The 16015-nt window shown below is 73.5% G+C and carries 18 protein-coding genes; 4 read left to right on the top strand and 14 right to left on the bottom strand.

What is annotated here, in order from left to right; all coding sequences use genetic code 11:
* The first annotated feature begins 151 nt into the window (after positions 1-151).
* On the top strand, positions 152-787 hold the full coding sequence (gene rfbC, locus ABZ858_RS23315; RefSeq protein ID WP_361381737.1) for a dTDP-4-dehydrorhamnose 3,5-epimerase: 636 nt from the start codon (positions 152-154) through the stop codon (positions 785-787).
* Here rfbC and ABZ858_RS23310 read toward each other — a convergent pair.
* Entirely contained in the window at positions 778-2229 is a 1452-nt protein-coding gene (locus ABZ858_RS23310; RefSeq protein ID WP_361381734.1) for an NDP-hexose 2,3-dehydratase family protein, read from the bottom strand. The genes rfbC and ABZ858_RS23310 overlap by 10 nt on opposite strands.
* Before the next feature lie 205 nt (positions 2230-2434).
* On the opposite strand from ABZ858_RS23310, the gene ABZ858_RS23305 reads away from it, so the two are divergent.
* Positions 2435-3439, top strand: coding sequence for a Gfo/Idh/MocA family oxidoreductase (locus ABZ858_RS23305; protein WP_361381731.1), 1005 nt, complete (start codon positions 2435-2437; stop codon positions 3437-3439).
* A gap of 24 nt (positions 3440-3463) precedes the next feature.
* On the opposite strand, the gene ABZ858_RS23300 is transcribed toward ABZ858_RS23305, so the two are convergent.
* Positions 3464-4408, bottom strand: a complete 945-nt coding sequence (locus tag ABZ858_RS23300) for an MBL fold metallo-hydrolase (RefSeq protein WP_361381728.1) — start codon at positions 4406-4408, stop codon at positions 3464-3466.
* 160 nt (positions 4409-4568) lie between these two features.
* Entirely contained in the window at positions 4569-4988 is a 420-nt protein-coding gene (locus ABZ858_RS23295; protein WP_361381725.1) for a nuclear transport factor 2 family protein, read from the bottom strand.
* A gap of 248 nt (positions 4989-5236) precedes the next feature.
* Here ABZ858_RS23295 and ABZ858_RS23290 point away from each other — a divergent pair, with 248 nt between their 5' ends.
* Positions 5237-6262: a serine hydrolase domain-containing protein gene (locus ABZ858_RS23290; protein ID WP_361381722.1), complete on the top strand. Its 1026-nt coding sequence runs from the start codon at positions 5237-5239 to the stop codon at positions 6260-6262.
* An 8-nt stretch (positions 6263-6270) separates the two neighbouring features.
* The gene (locus ABZ858_RS23285) at positions 6271-7035 is read left to right on the top strand and encodes an SDR family oxidoreductase (protein WP_361382160.1); all 765 of its coding nucleotides are present in this window, start codon (positions 6271-6273) and stop codon (positions 7033-7035) included.
* Between the two features lie 113 nt (positions 7036-7148).
* Here the strand turns inward: ABZ858_RS23285 and ABZ858_RS23280 are convergent, their stop codons facing one another.
* The 11 genes from ABZ858_RS23280 to ABZ858_RS23230 all read right to left on the bottom strand — a co-directional run bounded on the left by ABZ858_RS23280 (position 7149) and on the right by ABZ858_RS23230 (position 15975).
* Complete coding sequence (locus ABZ858_RS23280) at positions 7149-8009, bottom strand: methyltransferase domain-containing protein (protein WP_361381719.1); 861 nt, start codon at positions 8007-8009, stop codon at positions 7149-7151.
* 179 nt (positions 8010-8188) lie between these two features.
* A complete protein-coding gene (locus ABZ858_RS23275) occupies positions 8189-8878 on the bottom strand; it encodes an indole-3-glycerol-phosphate synthase (protein WP_361381716.1) in 690 nt (229 codons plus the stop codon).
* Positions 8875-9543 carry an N-(5'-phosphoribosyl)anthranilate isomerase gene (locus ABZ858_RS23270; RefSeq protein ID WP_361381713.1) on the bottom strand — a complete coding sequence of 223 codons (669 nt, stop codon included), beginning with the start codon at positions 9541-9543 and terminating at the stop codon, positions 8875-8877. The genes ABZ858_RS23275 and ABZ858_RS23270 overlap by 4 nt, the downstream gene beginning before the upstream one ends.
* Positions 9543-10247 carry a transglutaminase-like domain-containing protein gene (locus ABZ858_RS23265; RefSeq protein WP_361381710.1) on the bottom strand — a complete coding sequence of 235 codons (705 nt, stop codon included), beginning with the start codon at positions 10245-10247 and terminating at the stop codon, positions 9543-9545. The genes ABZ858_RS23270 and ABZ858_RS23265 overlap by 1 nt, the downstream gene beginning before the upstream one ends.
* 100 nt (positions 10248-10347) lie before the next feature.
* A complete protein-coding gene (locus ABZ858_RS23260) occupies positions 10348-11487 on the bottom strand; it encodes an acyl-CoA dehydrogenase family protein (RefSeq protein WP_361381707.1) in 1140 nt (379 codons plus the stop codon).
* The gene (locus ABZ858_RS23255; protein ID WP_361381704.1) at positions 11487-11861 is read right to left on the bottom strand and encodes an ectoine synthase; all 375 of its coding nucleotides are present in this window, start codon (positions 11859-11861) and stop codon (positions 11487-11489) included. The genes ABZ858_RS23260 and ABZ858_RS23255 overlap by 1 nt, the downstream gene beginning before the upstream one ends.
* 24 nt (positions 11862-11885) lie before the next feature.
* Positions 11886-12725 (bottom strand): tryptophan synthase subunit alpha, encoded by an 840-nt coding sequence (gene trpA, locus ABZ858_RS23250; protein WP_361381701.1) that lies wholly within the window; start codon positions 12723-12725, stop codon positions 11886-11888.
* Positions 12718-13755, bottom strand: a complete 1038-nt coding sequence (locus ABZ858_RS23245) for a hypothetical protein (protein ID WP_361381698.1) — start codon at positions 13753-13755, stop codon at positions 12718-12720. Before ABZ858_RS23245 ends, trpA begins: the two co-directional genes overlap by 8 nt.
* A 2-nt stretch (positions 13756-13757) precedes the next feature.
* Positions 13758-14018, bottom strand: coding sequence for a phosphopantetheine-binding protein (locus ABZ858_RS23240; protein WP_361381695.1), 261 nt, complete (start codon positions 14016-14018; stop codon positions 13758-13760).
* Positions 14019-14020: 2 nt separating this feature from the next.
* Positions 14021-15568: an AMP-binding protein gene (locus ABZ858_RS23235; protein ID WP_361381693.1), complete on the bottom strand. Its 1548-nt coding sequence runs from the start codon at positions 15566-15568 to the stop codon at positions 14021-14023.
* A gap of 143 nt (positions 15569-15711) precedes the next feature.
* Complete coding sequence (locus tag ABZ858_RS23230; RefSeq protein ID WP_361381690.1) at positions 15712-15975, bottom strand: acyl carrier protein; 264 nt, start codon at positions 15973-15975, stop codon at positions 15712-15714.
* Between the last annotated feature and the right edge of the window lie 40 nt (positions 15976-16015).

The following is a 16015-nucleotide window of genomic DNA, read 5'->3' as shown; positions in this document are numbered from 1 at the left end:
TACTGCCGCCGATGGTCGGGGCGGCTGCCGCAGTACTGCTCGGGTACCGGTGGAGCCGCCGGGCGGGCCCCGGCGTCGACCGCGGCTCCAGGCGGGTCGCCCACACTGTGGCGGTCCGCGGCACCGCCGCCCGTCCCTGCCAGGAGGCCAGATGAAGACCGACGGGACCCACCTCCCCGCCGCCGCCCCGATCACCGTGCGGGCGCTGGCGGTCGAGGGCGCCCACGTGTTCACCCCGCGGGTGCATCACGACGAGCGGGGGATCTTCACCTCCCCGCTCCAGGGCGAGGAGTTCGCCCGGGCGGTGGGCCATCCGCTGCCCGTCGCGCAGACCAACCACAACCGGTCGGCGCGGGGGGTGCTGCGCGGGGTGCACTTCACGACCACCCCGCCCGGGCAGGCGAAGTACGTGCACTGCGCCCGGGGCCGGGCACAGGACTTCGTGGTCGATCTCCGGCTGGGATCGCCCACGTTCGGCGCCTGGGACACGGTGGCGATGGACACCGTGTCCTTCCGCTCGGTCTACCTCCCGGTCGGGGTGGGGCACGCCTTCGTCGCGCTGGAGGACGACACGGTGATGTCCTATCTGGTGTCGTCCCCCTACCGGCCGGGCCTGGAGCAGTCCCTCGACCCGTTCGACGCGGAGCTCGCCCTGCCCTGGCCCGAGGACCTCGCGCTGACGCTCTCCGAGCGGGACACTCGCGCCGTCACGCTGGCCGAGGCCCGCGCTCGGGGCCTGCTCCCGCGGTACGAGGACTGCCTGAAGGTGACCGCCGGCTACGCGTGAGCCGCCGCCCGTGCCGGCTCGCCCGTCCCCGCCGGCCCTGCCGGCTCGCCCGTCCCTGCCGGATCGGCCGGCAGGGCTGCGGGCAGGAAGCCCAGCAGGGCCAGCAGGGTGCGCGCCTCCACGTTCAGATGGCCGCCGTGCCGGACGAACCCGATGAGCTGGCGCACCGTCATCCAGGTGAACGCGGGCGGCACCTCCAGCGGGAAGTCCTCGTCCGTCTCGATGAGCGCGTAGCGGATCCGGGCGTGGTAGAAACGCCCGCCCTCCTCGGACTGCACGGTGTCGAACCGGATCTGGTCGGGCCGGGCGGACAGCACGGTGTCCAGGAACTCCAGACGGGGGGCAGGGCCCCGGCCGTCCTGCGCGCCGGGACCGTAGTCGGCGGGCTGGCACTGCACGGTGGGGGCGAGTTCGACGCGGGCCAGCGCCGCGGTCTCCACGCGGGCCTGCACCAGCAGGTGCAGTGCCCCGTTCACCCGCTTCGCCAGGAAGGCCGCCACGCCCCGGCTGTTGGGCATGAGCATGGGCTGGGACCAGCCGGGCACTTCCCGGTGGGAGGCCTCCACCCGCACTCCGAGCACGGTGAAGTGCCGGCCCGTGTCGTGCGCGACGACCCCGTCGCGCATCGTCCACCGCGCGGTGTCCGCGAGGGGAACGAGCCAGCGGGTGAGGGTGCAGCGCTCCTTGGCCCGTGCCAGGTGCCGCAGCAGCAGGGCACTGCCGTGCAGGGGCCGGCCCCGCGGGTCCCAGGAGGCGGCCAGCGCGCCGTGGAAGGAGTCCGGGTCGGGTGCGGGCTCGGTGGGCGGGCGCAGGCCGACGGCGCCCGAGAGCACCGTACGGGTGTCCATGTTGATCAGGTCGTCGATCTGCAGCAGTTCGGCGATCTGGTCAAAGGTCAGCCAGCAGAACCCCTCCAGGAGGGGGACGTCCTCGTCGGTCTGGACGATCATGTTGCGGTTGCGCTTGGTGAGGAACCAGGCCGCCTGCTCGGACTGCAGCGCGTCGCTCAGGACGCGGCCCCGGCCGGGGTCGAGAAAGTGCCCGAGGTAGGGCACCGGGCGTCCGCCGTGCACTCCGGTGTAGTTGCTCCGGGTGGCCTGCACGGTCGGCGAGAGCTGGACCGGGACGGCGTTGCCCGGCTCCATCTTCGCCTGGAGCAGGCAGTGTGCGACGCCGTGGAACTCCTTGACCAGAATGCCGAGCACGCCCTGTTCCGGCTGGACGAGGATCGGCTGCTGCCAGGCGTCCACGGCACGGCCCGACCGTGTGACGTCGAGCCCCTGGACGGAGAAGAAGCGGCCGCTGCGGTGGACCAGGTTGCCGGTCCCCTCCTGCAGCGACCAGCCCTCCAGCCGGTCCAGGGGGACTCGCGTCACCCGGTGCGCCTGCGCCGCGCAGGACTGTGCGAACCAGTGGTGGAATTCCGCCGTGCTGGAGAACATGCGGGTCCTCTCGTCGGGTCGGCCACGACGGCCGCCGGCACAGCCTCGGCGATGCCGCTCGCCCCCTTCTCGATCCGGGATCGAGAAGGGATCGAGCCGCCCGGACCACTGTGGGGTGCCGCCGGGCCCGGTGAACTCGCCCGGCAGAGCGACCCGGTGATCGACCCGATCCCCCGGCCCGACCGAGGATGACTGGAGTACGGCCGTGTCTGTTCGCTCCGAGGCCGCCGGTGTGCCGCTGCGGCTGGGCGTGCTCGGCTGCGCCGAGTTCGCGCGCCGCCGGATGCTGCCCGCGATGGCCGCCCACCCCGCTGTGGAGATCCGCGCCGTGGCCAGCCGGTCGGCGCAGCGGGCCGCGGCCACCGCGGCGCCGTTCGGGGCCCGGCCCTTCACCGGGTACCGGGAACTGCTCGGCGACCCTTCGCTGGACGCCGTGTACCTGCCGCTGCCGGCCGCGCTGCACGCCCGCTGGGTGGAGGCGGCGCTGTCCGCGGGCAAGCACGTACTGGCCGAGAAGCCTCTGGCCACGGACCCGGAGCAGACCCGCGCGCTGCTGGCGCGGGCCCGCTCGCTCGGCCTGGTGCTGCACGAGAACACCCTGTTCGTCCACCACGGCCAGCACGCGGTGGTACGCCGGCTGCTGGCCGAGGGGGCGATCGGGGAACTGCGCACCCTGCACGCCGCGTTCACGGTGCCCGCGCCCGCGCCGGGAGACATCCGGTACGACCCCGAACTGGGCGGCGGCTGCCTGGCCGACATCGGCCTGTACCCGGTACGGGCCGCGGTGCACCTGCTCGGCACCGGACTCGAGGTGGCCGGCGCGGTGCTGTCGTCGGCGCCGGGGCAGCGGGTGGAGACCTCCGGCGCCGCGCTGCTGCGCCGGGCGGACGGGGTGACGGCGCAGCTGGCCTTCGGCATGGAGCACGCCTACCGCTCGCGGTACGAGTTGTGGGGCAGTGGGGGACGGATCACGGTGGACCGGGCGTTCACCCCGGCCGCCGGGCACCGTCCCGCGCTCCTGGTGGAGCGGGCGGACGGCACCGAGACGCTGACCCTGCCTGCCGAGGACCAGGCGGCCGCTGCCCTCACGGCGTTCGCCGGCGCCGTGCGCGGCGGGCAGGGCGGTGCGGGCGGTGCGGCGGACCTGCTCGCGCAGGCGGACCTGCTCGCACAGATCCGGCGTACGGCGGCCCGCGGGGCCGGCCTCTGAGGGCTTGGTGGGGGGCGGAGCGGTTCAGGCGAGGCAGTGGGGAAGCCGGCCGTGGTACTCCGTCATCTCGCCCAGCGCCTTCTCCATGACCGGCATCGGCAGTGCCTCGGCCGCCGGTGTGCCGGCCAGTTCCGCGTAGGCGCGGTGCAGGTTGGGCACCAGGCGCTCGGCGTCCAGCAGGTCGGCGTAGGGACCGAGGTCGGCCTCCCGGGCGGTCTCCATCGGAGTGAGGCCCGCGGCGCGGCCCTGCGCGGCGAGTTCCGCCACCAGCCGCAGATAGCCCTCCGCGGTGTCGAAGACCTCGGGGCCGCGGACGGGGCCGTGGCCGGGTACGACGGTGGTCGCGCCGAACGCGCGCAGCCGCTCCAGGGCCGCCAGGGAGCCCGTGAGCGATCCCATCAGGAAGAACGGGGTCACGCCCGGCATCACCAGATCGCCGGTGAACAGGACCTTCTGCCCGGGCAGCCACACGACGGAGTCGTTGGAGGTGTGGGCACGCGGTCCCACGTGCACCACCTCCGCACGGACCGATCCGATGTGCAGGGTCAGGGCGTCCCGGTAGGTGAGGGCCGGTGGCACCAGTGTGATGGTGCCCCAGTCCACGTCGGGCCACAGCCCCGTCAGGTGCAGGCCCGACGCGATCATCTCCGACCGGGTGCGCTCGTGGCCGACGACCAGTGCCTCGGGGAAGAGGAAGTTGCCGAAGGCGTGGTCGCCGTGGAAGTGGGTGTTGACGACGGCCTGCGGGGCGGCCGGGTTCAACCGCAGCGCCGCCCGGCGCAGGGCGCGGGCCCGGGACTCCGTCGCGACGGTGTCGACGAGGGCGCTGCGGCCCTCGGAGACGATCACGCCGGCGTTGTTCAGGCACCATCCGCCGGGCGGCTGGACGAAGGCGTGGACGCCGTCAGCGACCTCGGTGGTGCGCTCGGTCAGGGGCGCGGGGGCGACGTCGGGGGCGGGGTGCGGCACGGCGGGTCTCCTCACACGGGGCGGCAGGCGCGCCGAGTCTGGCCTCGTCCGCTCGCAGCGCGGTCGAAGGGCCGCTGAGCTGGTCGGTCGACCCGCAGGCGGCCGGCGCGGCAGGCCGGGAGGGTGTGCCCACCTCTGCGTCGGGGGGAGCCGCCGGTGCTCAGAGGTGGTCGCCCCAGCCGCCCTGGATCATGGTCTGGAAGGCCCAGTGGCCGTCCTTCTTGATCAGGACGTCCGCGTAGCGCATGCGGTGCCTCTCACCGTCCACGGTCGCGGTGCAGTCGGTGAAGACCACCGCCAGCGCGGCGGAGAGGAAGACCGGGGTGCGGGTGGAGGCGAAGGAGGCGCCCGCACCCATGACGTGCCGCATGGTCTCGACGAACTGCCCGCGGTCCCACTGCGCCGACCGTCCCTCGCCCCGGGAGTCGTCGCTGACGAGGTTGAGCGGGAAGGCGGCCATGTCGGCCATCTCCTCGACGCGGCAGGCGGTGCAGTGGTCGTCGTAGGCGGCGAACCAGGCGTCCAGAGCGGCGCGCTCCTCCGCGGTCGCCGCGTATCCGGTATCGACGGGAAGGATCATGTTCACACTCCTGCGTACTGCTCAATTTTGACTACTTGAGTGACAGATCGTACACAGTCAGCGATGGAAACGTAGGTGGTCATTCCGGATGCCGTCCGCGCCGTCCGCGCTCAGGCGAGGCTCAGGCGTACCTCCACGGAGCACCGCGAGGCTCGACCGGAGATGTAACGACCGCTACCCGATGGGGGTTTCGCGAGATGACGCAGACAACGATCGGCCGACCGACGGTTTCGCCTCTTCGGGAGGCTGTGCAGAAGGCGGCGAATCGCCTGGTGGAAGCGGGCGCGGGAGGCGTCCAGTTCCGCGTGGCACGCGGCGACGAGGAGTTCGTCGTGACCTCGGGCATCGCCGAGCTGGGCACCGACCGGCCGGTGCCGGCCGACGGGCGCTTCCGGATCTCGTGCATCACCAAGCCGTTCGTCTCGGTGGTGGTGCTCCAGCTGGTCGCCGAAGGCAAGATCGTCCTCGACCGCACGGTGGAGAGCTATCTGCCGGGCCTGCTGCCGTACGGCGAGAAGATCACCATCCGCAACCTGCTGCAGCACACCAGCGGCCTGTACAACTACGCGGACTCCTTCCAGAAGCCGGGCGACCGGTTCCTGCGCGACCGCTACAAGGACTACGACCCGGCCGACCTGATCGCCATCGCCGCGGCCAAGCCGCTGGAGTTCGAGCCGGGCACCAAGTTCGCGTACTGCAACACCAACTACTTCGTCATCGGCCTGCTCATCGACAAGGTCACCGGCCGCTCCTACCGCACCGAGATCACCGAGCGGGTGCTGGAGCCGCTGAAGCTGACCGATACGGTGCTGCCGGGCCACGACCCGAACATCCCCGGCCCGCACGCACGCGGCTACATGCAGATCGGCGGCAAGGCCGTCGACGTCACGCTGATGAACCCCTCCGAGGCCGGCTGCGCGGGCGAGATCATCTCCACCACCCGTGACCTGGACACCTTCTTCTCGGCCCTGTTCAGCGGGAAGCTGCTGAACGAGCCGGAGTTCACCGAGATGACCACGCCGCTGCCCCCGGAGATGATCGAGAACCTCCCGATGGGCATCGGCTACGGCCTGGGCATCATGAAGCTGGCCAACGACAACGACCTCGACCTGTGGGGCCACGGCGCGGGCATCCCGGGCTACGCCACCCTCGCGGCCACCACCCGGGACCTGTCGGCCCGCTGCCAGCTGTCGTTCACCCTCGGCGACAAGGACTTCGGCCCGGAGGCCGAGGAGGCCGTCATCCGCGGCGTCAACGTCGCCCTGTGCTCCTGAGACCGGAGATGGCACAGGCCGCGCAGGACAGGGGCAGGGCCGTCGTCGTCACCGGCGGCGGCACCGGGATCGGCGCGGCCAGCGCGAGGGCGTTCGCCGAGGACGGCGCCCGGGTACTGGTCGTCGGCCGGACCGAGGCGAGGCTGAAGGAGACCGCGGCCGGCTGCGAACGGATCAGCACGCTGGCCGTGGACATCCACGACGAGGACGCACCCCGTCTGGTCGTGCGGCGGGCACTGGAGGAGTTCGGCCGCCTCGACGTGCTGGTCAACAACGCCGCCGTCGCCTCTTTCGCGGGCCTGCGGGATCTGGAGCCCGACTCCGTCCGCGACCAGATCGGCACGAACCTGCTCGCTCCCCTCTTCCTCGCCCAGGCCGCCCTGGAGGCCCTGGAGGAGACCGGGGGCGTGGTGATCAACGTCAGTTCGGCCGGTTCGCTGGGTCGCCGGGCCTGGCCGGAGAACTCCGTCTACGGCATGGCCAAGGTCGCCCTGGACTTCCTCACCCGTACCTGGGCGGTGGAACTGGCGCCGCGCGGCATCCGCTGCGTGGGCGTCGCGCCCGGTGTCGTGGACACCGGCGTCGGAGTGCGGGCGGGGATGCCGCAGGACGCCTACCGGGGCTTCCTGGAGCAGATGGCCGCGCGCATCCCGGCCGGCCGAGTGGGTCGTCCCGAGGAGATCGCCTGGTGGATCGTGCGGCTGGCACGGCCCGAGGCGGCGTACGCCAACGGCACCGTCCTGGCCGTGGACGGCGCCCTGTCGGTGACCTGAGCAAGCCCGTCGGAGCCCGGGACCCGGGCCCTCACGCAGTGCGCCCGGCCGGGATGTCCCGGCCGGGCGCACTGCGTGGTACCGGTGGTCCGCTCCCCCGGCCCGCCGTTCCGTCAGCGGGCGACGGTGGCCCGCACGTAGCGGACCGGGACGTCGATGCGGACGGGGCCGCCGTCCTCGCGCAGCGCTTCGAGGGCGGTGATCAGGCGCGTGCGCAGGGCGGCGGCCTCCGGCGCGGGCAGGTGCTGCCACAGCAGCCGCATGCCCTGCGTGTGCGACCAGTCCACCCACGCCTCGCCGGACGCCGCCGTCATCCGGACGTTCTCGTCGGTGATCTCCACGTCGGTGAAGCCGGCCGTGTCCAGGGCGGCCACCAGATCCGCGGGCACCTCCAGCCAGGAGTGCAGCTGGCGGTGCAGCTGATCGGGGTGCCAGGCCGCCGGCAGGTGTTCCAGCAGGGACATCGGGATCAGCTCGGTGAACATCGGAGGCAGGAAGGGGAAGGTGTCGCGGGTGAAGACGGGGCTGGTGAAGGCGATGCGGCCGCCGTCCCGCAGCAGTTCGGCGTAGCGGGCGAGCGCCGACCGGGCGTCCGGCAGGAAGATCACGCTGTAGCTGCCGAGCACCAGGTCGAAGGAGCGGGCCGGCAGATCGGGATGCTCGCCGTCCATCACGCGCAGGTCGACGTTGCCCAGGCCGCGGCGTTCGGCCTGGCGGCCGGCCTCCTCGATCATCGCCGGTGCGATGTCGATGCCCAGCGCCGTGCCCTGTGGCCCGATCAGCCCGGCGGCGGGCAGCAGGGTGGCGCCGAGGCCGCAGCCGACGTCCAGCAGCCGCTGGCCGGGTCGCGGGGCGGCCAGTTCCACCAGCCTGCGGCCCATGGGCGTGAAGAACTCCACGCCCAGCCGGTCGTAGGTCGCCGCGGCCTCGTTGAAGGCGTCGGTGACTTTCGTCTTGTACAGGGCGCTGTCCACGGGCAACTCCGGGGGTCGTGGTGGGGCGGGCGCCCGGGGGCGGGCGGCCACTGCTGGAGCCATCGTGCACAGCGCGGCACAAGGCGCACTGGAGCGTCCGTCCAGCCCTGCTCGACGCCGCGCGGGTCCGGGGGCCCGGCCGGGCGTACGCCGTCCGGCCGGGGTGCGGACGCAGGACCTCAGCCGCGGGCCTCGTCCAGCCGCGCGCACCACTGGGTCAGGCTGGGCGTGCCGAGCAGCCCGGTGCCGATCAGCAGGCCCGTGAATCCGGCGTCCAGCAGCAGGGCGGCGCGGCGGGGGTCGGTGATACCGCCGGCGCTCACCGCGTGGCGGGCGCCGGTCCGCAGGACGGCGGGCAGCAGGTCCGTACTGCGCCCCAGGTCCCCTGGGAACCGTTCCCGGGTGGCGATGTCCTTGTTGTTGACGGCGACCACGCAGTGGGGCCCGGGCGCCACCATGGCGGCCTCCGCCTCGTCGGCGATCTCCACGAAGGGGGTCAGCCCGAGTTCCAGCGCGTGGCCGGCCAGCCGGGCCAGGACGCCCGCGGGCAGTAGCCTGGCGGTCAGGAGCACCGCGGAGGCGCCGAGTTCGCGGGTGCGGACGAGCTGGCTGCGGCTGGTGATGAAGTCCTTGCGCAGCAGCGGCAGATCGGTGAGCCCGGCGACCTCGGCGAGCAGGTCCTCGGTGCCGCCGAACCAGTGTCCGGTGACCACCGAGACGCACGGGGCGCCCGCCCGTTCGTAGCGGGCGACGGTCTCGGCGACGGACCTGCCGCCCAACAGGTCGTTGCCGTCGGCGTCCTGGCGTTTGACCTCCATGATCACCGGGCGGCGTGCGGAGGTGAGCGCGTGGGTGAACTCCAGGGTCATGGTGCCCTCCAGGCGCGGACGACGTCCGCCGTCCGGGCTCCGTCGACCAGGCCGGTGCCGCCCCGGGCGGCGGAGTCCACGTCGATGCCGCGGAAGCGCGGGTGGGCGAGGACCAGGCCGAACCGGTGCCGGTTGTCCGGGCGCAGGCCCCCCGCGAGCAGGAAGGGGCGGGTCATGCTCTGGGCGAGGCCGGCGGCCGTACGGTCGTCCAGCGGGTGCGCGGTGCTGCCCACCCGTCCGTCGGCGGTGGCCGCGTCCAGCAGGAACAGGTCGGTGCCGGCGCGTTCGTAGGCCTTGATCAGGCTCGCCTCCGGGCAGGAGGTGCCGCGTACGTGCAGCACCTTGACCAGGCGTACCCGCGCCGGAAGCCGGGCGCGCAGGGCACGGACCAGGGCGGGGCGCTGATAGCCGTGCAGTTGGATCCAGTCGATGCCGCTGTCGGCGGCGGTACGGGCCAGGGTCTGGGCCTGGGAGCCGAAGGTGACCAGGACCGAGCGCAACCGGCCGGTGGCCCGGGCCTCGGCGGCCAGCCGGGCGAGGCGCTGGGCGGACAGGTCCGCGCGGCCGCCGGGCACACCGTGCCACAGGCCCACGAGGTCCGCGCCCGCCTCGGCGACGGCCCGCACCTCCCGCTCGGTGGTCGCGCCGCAGATCTTGACGAACACTAGGACCTCGCCGCCGTGTCGGGGGCCTCCTGCACCAGGGAGCCGCCGGCGAACCGCGGGTCGTCGCCGGGGAAGAGTCCCGGATGCGAGGCCCGCAGATCGGCGATGACCCAGTCGTAGGGCAGGTCATCGAACTCCCCGTGGACGCGCAGGAACTCCATCTGCCGACGGCCCTGCTCGTCGAAGGGGTGCAGATGGCTGTCGGCCGTGCCGTCGAACTCCAGCGGGGCCATCCGGTACAGCCGGCACAGCGTGCGGTTGAAGACCGGGGTCGCCTTCACCCAGCGGCCCTCCAGGTGCACGGAGGTCAGGGCGTGCTGGTGGAACACGTCGCCGCCGAGCAGCCGCTTGAGCCGGCCGGAGGCGAGGTGGTTGCGCACGTCGGTGAGGACCAGGCGGGCGGGGATGCCCAGTGAGCGCAAACCGGCGGCGTACAGCACCGACTTGTGCATGCACATGCCGGAGCCGGCGGTCGCCACCCGGCCGGCGCGCAGCCCCTCGCGGGACAGGTCCGCCCCGTACACCTCGTAACGGATGCCGTCACGGACGGCGTAGTACAGCGCCACCGCCTGCTCGGTGGGGGTGGCGCCGACCGGGACGGCGGCGCGGACGAAGGCGCGGACCTCGGCGCTGGCGTGGTCGATGAACTCGGTCGCGGCCAGGGCCTCGGCGGTGACGGCTGCGGGGCCCAACGGGGGATTCACGGGGCGTCATCCGTTTCTGTCGGATCGGTGTCCCAGGCCGTGCACGGGGCTCTGCCGGATGTGTGTCCCAGGCCGTGCGCGGGGGGCTGCCGGAGGGGTGTCACAGGCCGAGCATCGAGGCGATGCGGTTGCGCTGGATCTCGGAGGTGCCGGAGTAGATGGTGCCGCCGACCGAGTCGCGCAGTTCCTTCTCGATGCCGTACTCGGCCATGTAGCCGTTGCCGCCGAAGATCTGCACGGCGGCGAGCGCGGAGGCGAGGTTCGCCTCGCTGGTGACGAGCTTGGCGATGGCCACGTCCTTGGCGGCGTTCTCGCCGGCGGCGAGCTTGCGCGCGGCGCTGAACAGCCAGTGGCGGGCGCTCTCCACGCCGATCTCCATGTCCACGAGCTTGTGGGAGACGGCCTGGTTGGCGCCGATCGGCCGGCCGAACTGGGTGCGGGTGCGGGCGTACTCGACGCATCGCTCCAGCCGGTCGCGCATCTCCCCCGCGTTGACGGCGAAGGAGCACAGGATCTCCCAGCGCATCACGTGGTCCAGGACCAGGAAACCGCCCCCCGTGCGGCCGAGCACCCGTGAGGCGGGGACGCGGCAGTCGTCGAGGGACAGCTCGCTCAGCGGCGAGGTGCGCAGCCCCATCTTGGGGATCGGCCGGCCGACGGTCAGGCCCGGGGTGTCGCGGTCCAGCAGGAAGGCGGTGATGCTCAGCGGGCCCGGGCGGCGGCTGGTCCGGGCGTAGACGGTGATCAGACCGGCGACGGGCCCGTTGCTGACGAAGGCCTTGCTGCCGTTGAGGACGAAGCAGTCTCCGTCGCGCACCGCCCTGGTGCGCATGGCCAGGGCGTCGGAGCCGCTGTCCGGCTCGCTGATGGCGTGTGCGCCGATCAGCTCCCCGGTGCACAGCGGCGGCAGGTAGCGCGCTTTCAGCTCCTGGGAGCCGAACCGTTGCAGCGGGATGCCGGTGCTGACCAGGTGGCTGGTCACAGAGAAGTTCAGTCCGGCGTCGCGGCAGCCCTGCCCCAGGCCCTCCAGGACGTACACGGTGGTGGGCAGGTCCTGGCCGAGCCCCCCGAAACGCTCCTCGAAGGGCAGGCCGAGGATGCCCGTGGCGCGCAGCAGGTCCCACTGCTCGCGGGGGAAGACCGCCAGGCCGTCGCGTTCGACGTGCCCTTCGCTGATCTTGCCCAGCAGCGGCTGCAGGCTCTCCCGCAGCCGCTTCTGGTCCTCGCTCCATGTCGTCATCAGTACTGGGAGAACTCGGGTGCGTCGAGGTGGTGGACTTCGTCGCCGCGCAGCGCCGGGGTGAACACGCAGACCAGGCGCAGGTCCTCGTGCGGGCTGGCGACCAGCCAGTGCGCGTCGTGCTGGTCGAGGGCGTAGAGGGTGCCCGGGGTGATGGGGTGCGCGTCGCCCGCGGCGTCGACCACCTCGCCGCTGCCATCGATGCAGTAGCAGGCCTCCAGGTGGCGGCGGTACTCCAGGCGGGACTTGGTGCCGGCCCGCACGACGGTGTCGGTGACGGTGTAGCCGAGACCGTCGGAGGCGGTGAGGAACCGGCGGCTGAGACCGTTGCCCCAGTCGACACTGCGAACGTCCTCGAGCCTGCGGATGATCATGACGGGCTTCCTTTCGCGGATGGGTCAGAAAGACGGACGGCGCAGCTCCCGTACGAAGGAGGCGAACTCCTCGACGGGGTCGCGCCCCTCATGGAAGGCTTGTTCGATCCGGGCGACGCCGGCACTGCCGACGACCGCCGCGTCCGCGCCGATACGGGCCAGCGCGGCGATGTCCGCGCCGGTGCGCACGCCGAAGCCGACCGCGACCGGGCGGGCGGTCTCGGCGCGCAGCGCGGCGAGCGTGGCGGCCAGCCGCTCGGGGCCTGCCGTCGCGGGCGTGCCGCTGCGGCCGTAGTGGGCGACCAGATAGACGTACGCGGAGGCCGCGCGGGCGGCCGCCGAGACGGTCTGCGGGCTGGAGACGGCGTAGCAGGTGGTGACGAGCGGCAGTCCGGCGTCCTGTGCCGACTCGACGTGGGCGGCGCGCAGCCGGGGCGGCACTGCGTGCAGCAGCAGCGCGTCGCAGCCCGCGCCGGCCACGGCCCGGGTGAAGTCCCCCAGGTCGCTGCCCTTGACGCTGTGGCTCCAGTCGGCGAGCAGGGCGATGCGCAGCCGGCGCAGGCCGGGCCGGACGGCGGCGACGGCATCGAGCACGGACGCGAGGGTGGCACCGCCGGTCAGCGCCCGGTCGGCGGAGCGGCGGATCACCGGCCCGTCGGTGGCCGAGCGGGGGAAGGGGACGGCGAGTTCCAGGCAGTCGACGCCCTGGTCGTCGAGCATCGCGGTGAGTTCCGCCAGTGCGGCAAGGGGCGGGTCACCGGCGTTGACGAACACGGCCAGTCCGGGCTGCCCCGGGTCGCGCCCGGCGAAGAAGCCGGGCCGGGCGGCGGGATGCGGGGCCGTGACCGGCCGGGCCTCAGGCATGGGCGGCCTCCAGGGACCGCAGGCGCTCCAGCCGGGCGAGGACGGCACCGTCCCGCAGGGCGGCGTCGGCGGCCGCCAGCGCCCGGTGCCAGTCGCCGGTGAGCCGGCCCGCCACGGCGAGCGCCGCGGCGTTGAGGCAGACCGTCTGGTGTGCCGCCGCGTTGCCCCGCCCGGCGAGCACGTCGAGGAACAGCGCGGCACTGTGCTCCACGCCTCCGGCGGGCACGGCGAGGTCGGCCAGCCGGCCGGCGCCCAGCCCGAGCGGTCCGGGGGCCAGCGTGAACTCTCCGGCACCGCCGCGTCCGTGGACGTGGACGGTGTTGGCGCAGAACCCGAGCAGTTCGTCGGCGCCGGCGTCGTTGACGGCCAGCCACACGGTCCGGCCGGTCCGCGAGGCGTACGCGGCGGCGTGTCCCAGTCCCTCCAGGTGCCGGGGCCTGGAGACACCGGTGACCTGCGCGCCGGTAGGAACGCCGGCGAGGAAGGGTCCGAGCGCGTTGACGAAGGGCGCCAGCACGCGCAGGTCGAGCGGCGCCGCGGCCCGGGCGAGCAGGGCGATCTCCCGTGGGTAGACGAACAGGCCGGCGAAGGCGATGCCGCAGTGCTCAAGAACAGTCCGTGTCTGCGCGAAGGAGGTGGTCGGGGTGATGCCGAGCCGGGTGAGCAGGTCCAGGGAGCCGACGCGGCTCGTGTACGCCCGGGAGCCGGTCTTGACGACGGGGACGCCCATGGCGGCGGCGACGAGGGCGGCCGCGGTGGAGATGTTGAAGGTGGCGGGGCCGCCGCCGGTGCCGACGATGTTGACGGCGCCGTCGAAGGCACCGGCGGGCACCGGCGGCCGGCGCTCGTCGAGCGACTCCAGCAGCGCGTGCAGGGTCGCACGGCCGGGCATCTCGGTGGACAGCGAGGCGAGGAGGGCCGCGGCCTCTCCCCGCAGCAGACCACCGCAGTGCAGCCGGTCCCAGAACGACCGCCACACCGGCAGTTCCACGGGGGCGCGGCCGATGAGCGAGACGACGGCCTCGTGCATGGCTACGCGGCCCCCGCGTCGCGGGGCGCGGACCGCTCGACGAACGCGGTGATCGCCGCGACGGTGGTGAAGGACTCCGGGTCGAGGTCCACGGTGTCGGCGTCGATGCCGTAGCGGTCCTCCAGCCAGGCGATCACCTTGAGCAGCCCGAGGCTGTCGACGACGCCGTTCTTCAGGAGGTCGTAGTCGTCGGCCAGGTCGCCGGTGGGCACGTCGGGCAGGAACTCCTCGACGATGAACGCCTTCACTGCCGCATGGATCATGGTCAGTTCTCCTTGGTGAGAGGGGCCCGGACGGCGAGGCCGCGGTCGACCTTGCCGGTCGAGGTCCTGGGCAGCGGGTCGTCGGTGATGCGCAGGACCGAGGGGAGGGCCGCGCGCGGCAGCCGGCGAGCCAGGTGCCCGCGCAGCGTCAGGCTGTTGAGGCCGGAGCCGGCGGCACACCGCACGACGGCGTGCAGCAGATGTCCGGCGTCGGCGTCGGGCACGGCCAGCACGGCGGCCTCGGTGACGTGGGGGTGGGCGAGCAGGACGCTCTCCACCTCCTGGGCGTTCACCCGGACCCCGCGCACCTTGACCTGGCGGTCGGTGCGCCCCTCTAGGGTGAGCGTGCCGTCCGGGTGCCTGCGCACCAGGTCGCCGGTGCGGAAGTACCGGCGCGCTCCCCCGCCCGGCGCGGGCGGGACGAAGGCCGGGGCGGCGGCGGCCGCGCCGAGGTAGCGGTCGGCCTGGAAGGGCGTGGAGACCAGGAGTTCACCGGTTCCCGCTCCTTCGACGACGCGCCCCTGCTCGTCGGCGAGGAAGTGCTCCACGCCGGCCAGGGGGCGGCCGAGCGGAAGCGGGGCGCCGCTCTCGGCGCGGGCGTCGCGCACCTCGTACCAGAAGCTGTCGTTGGTCTCGGTGCAGCCGTAGACGTTGTACAGCCGGGCTGCGGGCATCAAGTGCGGCAGCCGGGCCAGCAGCGGCCCGGGCAGGGCGTCGCCGGTGAAGACCGCGTGGCGCACGCTCTCCAGCGTCGTCCCGGTGTCCCGGGCGGCGTCGGTGAGCAGGCGGTAGAGCAGGGGGACCCCCTGGACGACCTGGGGCCTGTGGGCGTCGAGCAGGGCCAGCAGACGGGGGCCGTTCCCTGCCTGCTCGGCGTCGACGAGGACGACCCGGCCGCCGTGGGCGAGGGTGGTCCAGACGTCGAGCAGGCACAGGTCGAAGTTGAGCGGGGCGTAGTTGAGGACGGTGGTGCCGGGGCCGATGCCGAAGGCGCCGGCGGCCCAGTGGACGAACGCGTCGACGCCCTCGACGCCCAGCGGGACGATCTTGGGTACTCCGGTGGAGCCCGAGGTGGTCAGCAGCAGGGCGGGCTGCCCGGTGGGGGCGGCGGGCGGCTCGTGCGCGCCGGTGGGCGCGCGGTGCCCGGTCGGGGGTACGTCGGCGGCCGCGTCCAGCACCTCGCCCACCCGGGCCTCGGCGTACAGCCGTTCCAGGGCGTCGGCGCCCAGGGTGGCCGAGGGCAGCAGGAGGGTGCGGCGCTCCAGCAGGCAGGCCAGGGCCAGCGCGATGGTGCCGGGCGACTTCACGGCCGGGGTCGCGACCGGGGCGTCGCCGGGCGTCACGCGCAGGCGGGCGCGCTGCTCCCGCACGAGGTGCAGCAGCGTGCGGTAGTCGATCTCCCCGTCGCGCCGGACCAGGGCCGGCGCGTCCGGGGTGCGGCGGGCGTGCGCGAGGAATCCCGCGGCCAGGCCTGACTCGTGTCCCGCGGGTGCGCCCCGGGTGCGCGCGGCGGCCCGAGCGGCGCCCGCCGTGTTCACGCTGCTGCCCACAGCCCCTCCCTCTGTCCATGTCGTATGCGTCCGATGGTGGTGATCCGCTCTGGAGACCGGATGGAGCCCCGCTGCATCCCGGGCGGCCGGGCACGGGCGGCACCGGTCGCGGCCTGCCCGTGGCCGGGCCCCGGGCAGCCGGCTCAGGCGGCGGTGCGCGCGGTCAGCGCCTGGTTGACGACCTCCAGGTACTGGCCCGGCGTACGGGCCTCGGAGACGGCCTCCTCGTCCAGGACCACCTCCCACTGCCGCTCGACCAGGCCCGTGGTCTGCAGCAGGGCGAGCGAGTCGTAGCCGAGGTCGTCGAACGGGACGTCCCTGATGTCGCCGTCCAGGTCCACGCCTTCGTCCGCGCCCGCGGACTCGCGCAGCAGGGCGGTCAGGTCGGTGAGTTCGAACCGGGTCATGTCGATACCTCGTCTCTGGGAGTTCGGAATCCGTGCGGTG

Origin of the sequence: Streptomyces sp. NPDC047017 (genome assembly GCF_040644175.1) — a bacterium.
In the GTDB taxonomy this organism is placed as follows: Bacteria; Actinomycetota; Actinomycetes; order Streptomycetales; family Streptomycetaceae; genus Streptomyces.
Note: the sequence above shows the minus strand (reverse complement) of the source record. Positions and strands in the feature narration are given on the sequence as shown.